General features: G+C 38.7%; 9 protein-coding genes. 2 read left to right on the forward strand and 7 right to left on the reverse strand.

Features of this window, described 5'->3' with window-relative positions; all coding sequences use genetic code 11:
- Positions 1 to 16: 16 nt before the first annotated feature.
- The 5 genes from rpiB to BN3326_RS11230 form a co-directional block, all read right to left on the reverse strand.
- Entirely contained in the window at positions 17 to 508 is a 492-nt protein-coding gene (gene rpiB / locus BN3326_RS11210) for a ribose 5-phosphate isomerase B (RefSeq protein WP_069999316.1), read from the reverse strand.
- Between the two features lie 470 nt (positions 509 to 978).
- Positions 979 to 2,391: an L-fucose/L-arabinose isomerase family protein gene (locus tag BN3326_RS11215; protein WP_069999317.1), complete on the reverse strand. Its 1,413-nt coding sequence runs from the start codon at positions 2,389 to 2,391 to the stop codon at positions 979 to 981.
- Positions 2,392 to 2,449: 58 nt separating this feature from the next.
- On the reverse strand, positions 2,450 to 3,757 hold the full coding sequence (locus BN3326_RS11220) for a TRAP transporter large permease (protein WP_069999318.1): 1,308 nt from the start codon (positions 3,755 to 3,757) through the stop codon (positions 2,450 to 2,452).
- 34 nt (positions 3,758 to 3,791) lie between these two features.
- Positions 3,792 to 4,337: a TRAP transporter small permease gene (locus tag BN3326_RS11225; RefSeq protein ID WP_069999319.1), complete on the reverse strand. Its 546-nt coding sequence runs from the start codon at positions 4,335 to 4,337 to the stop codon at positions 3,792 to 3,794.
- An 85-nt stretch (positions 4,338 to 4,422) separates the two neighbouring features.
- On the reverse strand, positions 4,423 to 5,511 hold the full coding sequence (locus BN3326_RS11230; RefSeq protein WP_069999320.1) for a TRAP transporter substrate-binding protein: 1,089 nt from the start codon (positions 5,509 to 5,511) through the stop codon (positions 4,423 to 4,425).
- 350 nt (positions 5,512 to 5,861) lie between these two features.
- Here BN3326_RS11230 and BN3326_RS11235 point away from each other — a divergent pair, with 350 nt between their 5' ends.
- On the forward strand, positions 5,862 to 6,578 hold the full coding sequence (locus BN3326_RS11235) for a response regulator transcription factor (RefSeq protein WP_083258651.1): 717 nt from the start codon (positions 5,862 to 5,864) through the stop codon (positions 6,576 to 6,578).
- On the forward strand, positions 6,575 to 8,080 hold the full coding sequence (locus tag BN3326_RS11240) for a sensor histidine kinase (RefSeq protein WP_069999321.1): 1,506 nt from the start codon (positions 6,575 to 6,577) through the stop codon (positions 8,078 to 8,080). The genes BN3326_RS11235 and BN3326_RS11240 overlap by 4 nt, the downstream gene beginning before the upstream one ends.
- A gap of 227 nt (positions 8,081 to 8,307) precedes the next feature.
- Here BN3326_RS11240 and BN3326_RS11245 read toward each other — a convergent pair whose 3' ends face one another.
- Complete coding sequence (locus BN3326_RS11245; RefSeq protein WP_069999322.1) at positions 8,308 to 9,834, reverse strand: S-layer homology domain-containing protein; 1,527 nt, start codon at positions 9,832 to 9,834, stop codon at positions 8,308 to 8,310.
- Positions 9,835 to 9,844: 10 nt separating this feature from the next.
- On the reverse strand, positions 9,845 to 11,587 hold the full coding sequence (locus BN3326_RS11250) for a hypothetical protein (RefSeq protein ID WP_069999323.1): 1,743 nt from the start codon (positions 11,585 to 11,587) through the stop codon (positions 9,845 to 9,847).
- Between the last annotated feature and the right edge of the window lie 193 nt (positions 11,588 to 11,780).

An 11,780-nucleotide genomic window follows, 5' to 3' on the forward strand; every position in this document is an offset into this window, starting at 1 on the left:
GTTTACCCCCTCTTTATTAAAGCATCGGACCTTCCGGCGTCCATAAAGCCTCGCTGCATAACGTCTCCTCAGCCTCACTGATCAGCCCCAGTGAAATAGCGTGTCTGCCGCCTTCATATTCCGTTGCAAGCCATGCTTCAAGAATATCAAGCGCCTCCATAGTACCCGTCACCTTGCCGCCAAGCACCAAAACGTTTGAGTTGTTATGCGCTCGTGTCATCTTACCTGCAAAAGTACTGGTACAAAGTGATGCACGCACCCCTTTAAACTTATTAGCAATAATACTCATCCCAATACCCGTTGAACAAATCAATATGCCACGAGTAGCCGCACCGCTTGAAACAGCCCCAGCCACTTTCGCTGCAAAATACGGATAACGGACAATATCAGTAGAATCTGTACCGATATCGTTATAGGGAATTCCCTTCTCTTTTAAATAAGCTATAACATGCTGTTTCAGCTCGTAACCCCCATGATCATTACCAATCCAAATCGTATCTTTATCCATCTTTCCCCCTCCTTTAATGTGCCTATCATTGTAGCTATATAACACGCTATACTTTTCTGCTCTAAATTTTAATTATGTTATTTTTGAAGTTTACAAAAAATTTATTTGGGATTTTAATAAGTCAATATTGATCTTAATTATTTTAATCTCTTCTCTCCTGCTCCCTTTTTCGATATTATTGCTATTCATTCCTTGGCAGGTAGTTCTAAAACTCATTTTCAACTAATTATTTCGAGGACTAGCAGGGAGATTTTAGGGTTCGGAAGTTGCCTCTGTGAGCATAAACCTTCTAACGAAGGTCCGTAAAGAAAATCTTAGCAGATTTTTGGAATGGTTCTTAGGGAGACTGTTTGAGCAGCAATTATAAAATTTGTATACAAATTTTATAATTCGCGAGTTTCGACCGTTCATTTAAAAAATGTGCTTAGATTTTTAGAAATACGCAAGCGAGCAACTGGAGAATACTAAAATCACTTGCGGCCCTCCCCAATAATATCGCACCCAATCCCCTTGATCTCACAGAACTTCCTAAGCTCCTCAATATAATCTCCAGCTATGGCATGCACATGGTTATTATCATACCTATCGATAAGTACATCAGGATCTACCCCCACTTCCACAAAGCCATGGGGCCATGCCTCACAAGTTTCTTCAAGCTTCTTAGGCGGCATGGATTTAAAGTTTCCTTTAAACATCGTTAATTTATATTGATCTAAACATCTTGTCAGCCTTGCAAATGTCATTTCTCCCGCTTTAGCTATATAGCGCACATGGCATCCTCCGCCTGCATATTTAGGAATCACCGGACACAGGGTAGTTTCACTTAGATTCACAAGAGGATCTTCGCTTTGTGCGGCATACCATGTGGCCATCGCACCACAGTTGCAGAAGGTAAATACCTTGTCTTTTCCATCATAGTGCCTAAAGTCAAAGAACAAGACAGGCTTCCCTGAAATAAGCTTCATAATCTGCATCGTAAGCGCGCCGTCTGAGTCTGCTTCGCAGGAATACACTATAGGATCCTTCGGCCCATCCCAATCATAGGGATCGTTAAAAAATGCAGCTGACAGACATTGTGTAAAGTAATATTCGCTGAGCTCATAATGGCACTTTACGCCTACAAAGTTTAACTTTCGCTCGTTTATAATTGCTTTTGTTGCATAGTAGGCTCTAATTTGCTGCTTTAGCGTACTTTCAGTCAGCTTACTCTCATCGTACACAATGCTTCCCATATTCTTTTGCAGCCAGTTAAAGGCACTTTCAACTTTTTCCTCTTCTATGATTTCTGCTCGGCGTATAATTTCGAGCTGATCGATGTGCTCCGTATCTACACCAAATACCTTCATCCAAAGATCCGGGCTAATGGTCCCTGATCCCATGCCGATGCTTCTGCCGCCAAAGACACCATAGACCTGGCCTTTAAGCCTCGCGGCTGCATGGGCAGCCCTTATGAAACTCAAGACCTTGGTGAGGGTTTTAGCATCTTCTATATTCCCCCACACCTTTTCACACTGAAGCCCCACTTGTCTTACCATATTGACAGCTGCCTGAAGGCCTCCAAGCCCTGGCAGCATGCCGTTTATGGGTGCTATAGCGAGGCATGGCACATGTTGCAGGCTCACTGCAATTGCCGAAAAGTTAGGAAAAGCAAAGACAGGCACATTTAATATCACTACATCTGGGTTCTTAGCCGCAAGCTCTATAGGCTGTGTACGGGCCAGTTCGTTGTTACATATTATGTATGAGGCACTAAAGCACTCAACTTCCTTGGTCTCCTCAAGGGATTTTTTGATACGCTCTTCACATGCTATAATATATTCTTTCAGACTTTCATGTACCCTTTCTCTGCCATCAGAAAAGGATAAAATACCTACCCTAATCATAATTCCCCTCCTTCAAGTACTGCATCAATCATCCTTCTTCTATTTGCTGTTCATTACATTAAGGCACCATATTTGGTACAAGCAGTCTTGGCAGGAATAACGCCACATCTGGGAAGTATGCCAGGATTAAAACAAGCGCAAGCATCGTACCAAACATTGGAATTAAAGGTTTGATTGCATCTGTAAGCTTTACTTTACCAATTGCACAGCTGATCAGTGTACATAGTCCATAAGGCGGTGTTAAAAGACCAAGTGCTATTGTAAGACATACTATAAGACCAAGGTGTACAGGGTGAAAACCAGCAATCTGTCCAAGCTTTTGGGTAATAGGAAGCATAACGATAATCGCTGGCGTCCCATCCATAAATGTCCCGATCACTAAGAAAGAGATAATGATAAAGGTCATAATCACATTTGGATTCGTTGTAAATGCAGCAACTGCATCGCCTACCATATCTGGTACTTTGTAGTAAGCTAATAAGTAACCGTAGATCCCTGCACAAGAGAGACAGAAAAGAGGTATTGCAGAGGCCAGTGCATTTTCTTTAACGATATCGATAAGATCTCTTGGCTTAAGTGTTTTGTAGATAAATAAGATAATAATAAGTGTATAGACAACTGTTACGATAGAAGCTTCTGTAGGGGTAAATATCCCGGCTACCATCCCGCCGATCAGAAGAACGGGTACACCTAAAGGCCAAATTCCTTTTTTAACAGCTTCAAACATTTCTCTTGGCTTTGCGATATGCTCCATTTCTTTTGGGTAATCATACTTTTTAGCATAATAAGCAGATATCGCAATAAGGCTGAGTCCGATTAATGTCCCTGGCAGAATGCCAGCTATAAACAGTGCAACAACCGAAACATTTCCAAAAGAACCATATATAATCATGAAGGTGCTTGGTGGAATAATGATCCCTATAACGGATGCACATGCTACAAGTACAACTGCGAATGCCTTGTCATAACCTTTTTTAACAAGGTTTGGTATAAAAATAGAGCCGATAGCTGCTGACTCAGCAGCTGAACTACCTGTTGTTCCTGCAAAGATCATTGCTACGATTACTGTGAAGTAAGCAAGCGCACCTCGTATCCATCCTACAAAAACGAGGCAGACACGTATGAGATATTCGGACACCCGCCCCCGGTTCATCAAGTCTCCGGCAACGAAAAATATAGGGATTGCAAGTATTGGGAAGGAATCGATTCCTTTTTGCATCTGCTGCATAATAAGTACCGAAGGCAGATCACTTGCTACGATCATTGCGAGTGCAGAGGATAAAAAGAGTGAATAAGCAAGTGGTATGCCCATGATAACGAGTATTACAAAGCTTACAAACAGCCAGATTAAAAATGATGTTTGCATACTACACCTCCTGAATAGATTTTTTTAAGTTTATTTAAGCCTGCACATCATTACCAAGGTCTAGGTCTTGGTTTCTAAGTTCTTCTTCAAAACTTATGTCATGTGAATAATCCTCAAATACAATATTGTATACGGCAAACAGCAGCATAAAAACACCGGTGATTGGAATGGATATAAATACGCCTGTCATAGGAATCAAAAAGGTAGGTGATACCCTTGTTGTACCATAGTTGATTGCAAAGTCCCATCCGTAAAATAGGATAAATAGTGCACATGCCGCTATAATCAGGTTAACAGCGTATTTCATATAGATATCTCTGGCCTTGCCTTTTAATCTATCCGTAAAAAGTGTCATGCCAAAGTGAGAACTTTTTCTTACCCCTACTGCTGCACCGAACATCGCCATATACATAAAGGAGTACCTTGCCACTTCCTCTGTCCAGATGGATGGTGCTTTTACAACAAATCTTGTAAATACCTGCCACGCGATTGACATCATCATGATGAACGCACATAACCCCGTAAGATGCTCAAGTATGTTTACAATCTTATTAATAAGTCTCGTCATGCTTCCTTTCATCAATATCCCTCCTTTTATAAGATTTCCGAGAACCTTAGGGCCGCTGATCTATGCCGCCATCTAAGATTCTCGGATTTTAAAAGTTTTAGTAGTCTTTGCCTATTTCTCTTATTTTTGCTAAGTCATCTTTCATCTGAATTCTTTCAGCATTTTCATTTTGGGCTGCATTACAAAGTTCAAGTGCTCTTTCGTGGTCTTCTTTTGTCATTTCAACAATAGTAACACCATGTTCTTTGACTAATGTTTCCTGAGCTTTTTTGTCACTTTCTATTGCCCAACTGATTTGCTCTTTACAAGTATCCATACCTGCTTGAATAACAACGTCTCTAAGATCTGCTGGTATCTTTTCTACAGCCTTTGCACTGATAAAGAAAGGAAGTGTTAAGTAGTTGTGCTGTGTTCTATAAACATATTTACAGCTTTCATAGAATTTCATGTTAAGAATAGCTGCCATTGAGTTCTCAGCCCCGTCAACAACACCACTTTCAAGTGCTGCATAAAGTTCTGTATACGCTAGTGGTGTTGGATTTGCGCCAAGTGCTTTCCATGAGTTTGTTTCATTAGGACCAGTCATTGTTCTTAACTTTAGTCCTTTAATATCATCGAGGTTATTAACAGGTTTTTTAGTAAATACATTACGTACACCATCTGTGAAAACCCCAAGATAAATATCGCCGCGTCTTTCTTTAACTGCTTTTGCAATCTTGTCATTAACATCACTGTCTACAACGGCCAGCATGTGATCCCAGCTTTTAAAAGTATATGGCGGACTGTAGATATCCATTTCCGGAACGAAGTTTGCATATTTAGCAGAGGCCGCCATCATAACGTCTACTGTACCCATCTGCATCCCTTCTGCCATTTGTTCTTCATCGCCAAGTACTGCATCACTATAGAGTTCAACCTGTACTACCCCGTCAGTTCTTTCTTCAACGAGTGCTTTAAAAATCTCAAGCCCTTTGTAATGTCCGCTTGTTTTTGGATTATTTGTTGCAGCATTTAATACGACAGTTTTTACGGCTTTCGTCTCTGATTTTGCTTCAGATTTGGTTTCAGCCTTTGTTTCAGTTTGCGCAGATTTTGTTTCTGCTGTTTTTTGTGGTGCTGCGCTGCAACCTGCTAGAATTGAGCTTCCCGTTACTAGAATAGATAAAATCAATGCTAATTTTTTCATTCTATACCCTCCCAAATTTTAATGTTTTTGTGCAATTTGTTATGTTTTAATTATAATACTGGCCCTTCTATTGTGTAAGGTGTGTTTTTTATAAGCCCTTACATAAGTCCAACTGTCTTATGTATCTGTTGCTAAAATTATCTACCCCATAGACCTTAGCCTCATTAATGGTACTCTATAGTAAATATGACTAATCTCACAGCGACTAGATTTTCTCCACCCTTTGTACATTTTGATGCTATATATTGTATTTTATAAGCTATATTTATACTAGTTGACAATAAATTTTATCTAGAGTAGGATAATCTTATAAGTTTAAAATAAATTTAATTTATTTTGGGGTGATTATTTTGGCAGATACTAAAACGCGCATCAAAGTCCTAGTAGTCGATGATATGGAATCTTTTCGTGCAAGATTTCGAAATGTCTTGTCCAAAGATGAAAATATTGAGCTGATCGGACTCGCCAAGAACGGTTATGAAGCTATCGTTGTTACTGCACTCCAAAAGCCGGATGTGATTATTATGGATGTCCGTATGGAGCATGACACTGCAGGTATTGAGGCTTCTAAAGAAATTATTAAAATGCTGCCAGATACAAAGATTATCATATCTTCTGTTATTGACGATGATGAAGTGATCTTTAAGGCGTACGAAACAGGAGTCGCAGACTATATTATCAAAAAAAATGCTAAGGCTTCAGATGTTTTAGAGGCAGTCTACGCAGCATATAACAATCAATCTCCCATTCGACCAGAAATAGCGGAAAAGCTCCGCAAAGAGTTTCAAAAGATGCGTACGTCTAAGGATAGTATGCTCATGACCTTACATATCCTCTCTAAGCTTACGCCTGTTGAAGTAGATATTTTAATCCTTCTTAGTGAGGGTTATTCAAGAGAACAAATTTCCAAGATGCGCTACAGCGCCTTTTCTACGACCAAAACACATATAAATAATATCCTTGGCAAATTCAATAAAGAGTCCTCTAAGGAACTTATACAAATGCTGACTGAAACTAATATTATAGAAATGCTTGTCCAAATCAAGTCAGGTCAGGTGAGTCTATGATTTATGCTATTATTTCAATGCTTATATTTGGCATTTTAATTATTGTAAAAGAAAAAGGTACGACAAGGTACTTTCTTTTCTTAATGATACTAGGCTGGGCTGCTTCTATCTTAGGCTTCACCTCTTATTTACTTTATCTTCAAGAAAGAGAACTCTACCTTTTTATGTTTGCAAAAGTATTTAGTCCTGCTCTTTTACTTTGGGGGAATCTTGACTTTCTGCATATCGATGTAATCCCCGCTATCTCTCAAATGAGTTTTGGTACACTGTGTTTTATCTATGCTTCTTTATGTTTTGCGATCTCTATTACCAATTTAAATAAATATGGTTATAAACTCTATCTGGCACTTGCCATTTTACCAGTATTACAATTTATTATTTACAATCCCTATACGTATTCAGCTTTCTATAATTGGTATTTTGGAGATAAGAGTCTTGATTCCCCTCATTTTCAAGCTTTACTAAATATAGAGCCTCATATTTATCATATTACACTTACGATTAACTACATCTATCTTGTGGCCTCTATTGCACTTATTGTGTATTACTATGTCAAGACACCCGCAATGAAATACTTCAATACTTATATTTTGACTATTCTTATAGGTTTCTCTACCACTATCATCACCTTTGCAACAGCGTTTTGGTGGGCGCCTAAGCGGCTTATTAGTGTATCAGTTTTTACAGGCTATACCCATGTTTTGCCTGTTTCCCTTTTTTGGGAGGGTAAAATTCTTTTTATTTTTCCTTATGTCTCTTTTATTTCTTGCGTAATACTGCTCATTGCATTATTTAAGTATAATAAGGATCATTTGACGATGAAGCAAACAAGCCGCCTTATTGTTACAGGGTTTGAAACTGCTGGGCTTGGAACCCGGATGATCTCACATAACTTTAAAAATTATATTATGGCGACACTCCTTGATGCTGAATTCCTAGAGGAAAAGTATGCGGATGATGCTGAATCTATGGAATATATTAATCGCATTTTATCTTTAAATAACGAGCTTATGGAGAGTCTCAACTATCTGAATAATAAATTCAAAACCTTGTCTCTTTACATAGAGCCTTTTGATCTAAAAGTGGTCCTTCACAATGTGCTTAAAAAATATAACCTGTCTGAGGTAGAACTGGAAGTTTACGAACCACCCGTGCCTGTACTGGCCCTTATAGATCCCAGCCAGATCACTGAAGTTCTATGTAATATTATTAAAAACGCCGTGGAGGCCATGCAGCAGAGTGATGAGAAAAACTTATCTATCGAGCTGTTTACTGAAAATAACTGGGCCATTATCACGCTGTCTGATTCTGGATGCGGGATGAATGATGAACAGCTGGAAAAGTTATTCACACCTTTTTATAGCACTAAGTCAAGTATCAAAAACTGGGGCATAGGCCTTAACTACTGCTATAAGATCATTCATTTGCATAAGGGTAAGATTATGGTGGACAGCAAACCCGATATGGGAACATCTTTTAAAATATTATTGCCTAGAGCATAAGTTATACTTATGTTCTAGGCAATATGACTTCTTGGGGACATCTTTTGGGGAGCATCTTTTGGGGACCAACTTTTGGGGACAGTTCTCTAATATTGAGGTCATACCTCTTGGGGGACGCTTCTCCAAAACTTTGGGGACAGTTATTCAATATTGAGGGTTTGAGCATATGACTGAGAAAATAAAAACCGTCCAGTTCAATCTTGGACAGTTTTTATTTTCTCGTATTTTTAGTTCATAAGCATCTTTTCAGTGTAGTCTTTTTGCAGATCATATCTTAAGTAGTCAATAAGCTGGCCAAAGAAAGCTGCTGCTTCGGCTTTAGTTACAACTTTCTTTGGAAATACATAGCCGTTACTTGGTGTAATTATGCCTAATTTACTGGATGCATAAATAGCCCCTTTAGCAGAGTTTGCAATCTGCTTATCATCTATAAATGGTGTGTAGACACCACCTGTCCCTATCCCTAATCTTTCAAGACCTATAGCTCTCATATTAAGTACATACATCTCTTCCCTTGTAAGGTTTCTCTTGGGGCTAATCGTACCTCCACCAATGAGTCCTGCATTATAAGCTGCCCTCGCATAAGGATAAAAAGCATTGGTAGTGCTGACATCATTAAAGGGGGACGTTTCTCCATTATTGGCGTTTGCGCCGCCAAAGGCTGTATTAGTCTTCTTAGGCGGATCCGGTAGTGGCATCTGAAGTGCGCGCACAAGCATTTCTACATACTCTTGTCTGGTAACTGCTTGACCTGGTGAAAAGGTGGCTGCAGATTCTGTAAAAATTTTCATGCTGTACATTTTTTTGATATCGCTTTCTGCTGGATGCCCTTTGAGTTTTGGTAAACTTGGGATAGAAAGCTGTTCTATTCTTGGTGAATCAGTAATGTTCAGCGTTCCTGTGAGTTCATCATCATAAAGTTCCGGACTTCCAATAAGTATATTATACCCCAGCACCCCTTCACTTCTTATAAGTTCTTTATAATTGCCTTCAAGGCTAAAAGCATCTGGCTCGTTGGCGCCGTACTGTATATCTTTATGTACTGTAAAGGTTGGTGTTTCCTCTATATAGTATTGATCTCCACCTAGATCAATGGCAATACTTCTTCGTTGTGTCTCTGTTTTAGCAAAGGCCTGTTCATAACCATATATAGGACCATGTACTGAAACGGTGATAGGGATACCATTTTGTGCTGTTATTTGATTATAAACTGCATCATATTGAATATCTCCTCTATAGTAAGTTACTCCCGGAGTATAGTCCTCTAGGATACTTTTGGTATATCTTGACTGCTTGGAGTCGAGCTGATAGGTTTGTCCTGCTGCCACGACTATTTCAGTCCACTTTGTAACTTTTGAGGTTTTGGTCGTCTGTCTTCTTGATGCTTCATATATATATTGCGTTTCAAAAGTAATATTTCTTGTAACTTTGGTCGTGCCATCTGCACTTTCAGCTTTAATCGTGTAGACCTCGTTGTATTTACCGCTACCTTTAGTTTTATCTATCCCTTTTCCGGGTCTGATTTCTATGGTGCCTTCAACTGTTTCTGGCTTGCCTGCGAGATAGACGTTTTCTTTGTAGGGTAATGTATATCTTGTTGTTGCACTTGCTTTTTTAGCTTGAGATAATTCTACGATAGTCGGAAGCTTTACCCCTGTACTGATGCCGCCAAAATACCCCATTTCTCCCTCTAGTGCACTGAGTGAACTAACTGCTAGTATAAAACTTATGCCTATAGTAAGTATTTTTTTCATGCTAAGCCTCCTATCCTTCTACTATGATGATGTAACTTTCTGCGCTGCCATCTGTCTCTTTTAAGTTAACTTCAAGCATAGCTTTAACTTTATCGCCTTTTTCAAGACTTGTGGCAGGTATTACTTTACCATTTTTTATAATCACTGTATTTGGTGTAACCGTAAGCGTTGCACCAGTATTTCTGCGGCTATACTCCATCCATTTCTTTTGACTGATATGATAATAATAAACATCCTTCACTTTAATGCTATCGGCACTCACTTCATAAACTTCACCTTTAAGGGATTCTCTTGTATACGGCATATTTATAACAGCATAGGCTTTCTCACCCACTGCAACTACTGTATAGACTTCTCCTACTTGAGAATTCTCGCCGTAGCTTAGGAATGTTTCTATCCCTCCAGCCACAAAGCCTTCTGCTGTGTAGAACTTGGTTTGTTTATCAATACTAAATGTTTGAGGCGTTGGGTGGAAATACCATGTATTGCCCTCGAGTTTAGAGAAGCTTTCAACTTCAAAATCTTCACGGTCATTGATTTTCTTAATACGTCCTCTGAATATTTGTAACGAACCTGTTGTGAGATCAGTTGTAATACTTGCGATAGCTAACTTATTTTCACCTGTTATGACAGCCTGCATCACATCGCCGACCATGATATTATGGGATTCTATAAGTCTCTTGTCTCTTACTATAATCGCATCTTTTGCTATATGAATCGTCTCCCCTGAAAGCAGTCTGACCACGCCTGGTGAGGAATAAGTTACAGTTGTAGGAGGAAGTGTTCTTTGGAGTTTGCTTTGAAAATTTAATTTCACAGCATTCTCTTTGCCCATATGGTTTTCTGCTGCCACATAAACATAGTTGTCTCCGTTTCTTAAATATCTCGCAACATAGTCTAGTGAAACAGGATTTCCAATTAAGTAAGATTCTGCTTTTTTAGGATCTACACTTATTGCTTTAAGAGAAGTATAAGCACTCCATCCAGCTTTAACGAACGTACGTGTATCTTTGAGATTAAGCAGGTTTTTGAAGGTATTGATCCCAGCTATTTGACCTCTGTAGATATTAGATATGTATCTTGAATCATTATCTATTACAATTTCTTTGAGCTCTTCGTCAACAACACCTTCACCCAATATTTTTTGAGCTACAAGCACTTTAATCCAGTCTCCAGGTCTTATTTTGCTTATCGTATATAGGGTACCGCCTTTTGTCACAGGGGTATTAAGCTGCACATCATAAGAATATATCCGTCCTTTATCGTCTTCTAACAAAAGATTTGCTGTTTCTGCAGTATTAAAAGTAAAGGCGTTTACCTTGCCATAGCGCATAATATAGTCGTTGTAAGCACTGATATAGGTTACATAATCATCTTTATTCGTTCTAATATAGATATTATCTCCTGCTTTTATAGCGTCGATCGTTGTATCTCTTGGATCAAATCTAAAGTTTGGAAAGAGCTCATCTAAGTAGCCAAGTCTATCTTCAGATTCATAATAAGGTTGTTTTTCTACTGTTATTTCTTCTCTGAAGTAGTTTTTTGTAACCGTTCGACCGCTGTTATTTTTGTACACGATATAACCTAACTGCGGGTCATTTTCTACGACAATCCCTTGATCTTCATTAAAATTATCTCTTAGTATATCATTATACTCGTCTTCATTAAGATACGGGGATAAGTTAGCAAAAGTAGTAGTACCTAAGCTTAATGATAAACAGATGATGCCGGCAATTTTATATAGTCTCTTCACTGTATCTGTCCTCCTTAATATTTTTTCGTTATACTTTATATCGGCTTAATTTACCAATCCATTTAGAACTTTTTGGTATTTACTGCAGAAAACCTAAGAAATCCACCTGGTAAATTATGGATTTAAGATTCCACAATTAGACAAAGATTGATGACCATAGATTGGGGACAGTTATTTAAAATTACTTGACCAT

Origin of the sequence: Cellulosilyticum sp. I15G10I2, assembly GCF_900095725.1 — a bacterium.
Lineage (GTDB): Bacteria > Bacillota > Clostridia > Lachnospirales > Cellulosilyticaceae > FMMP01.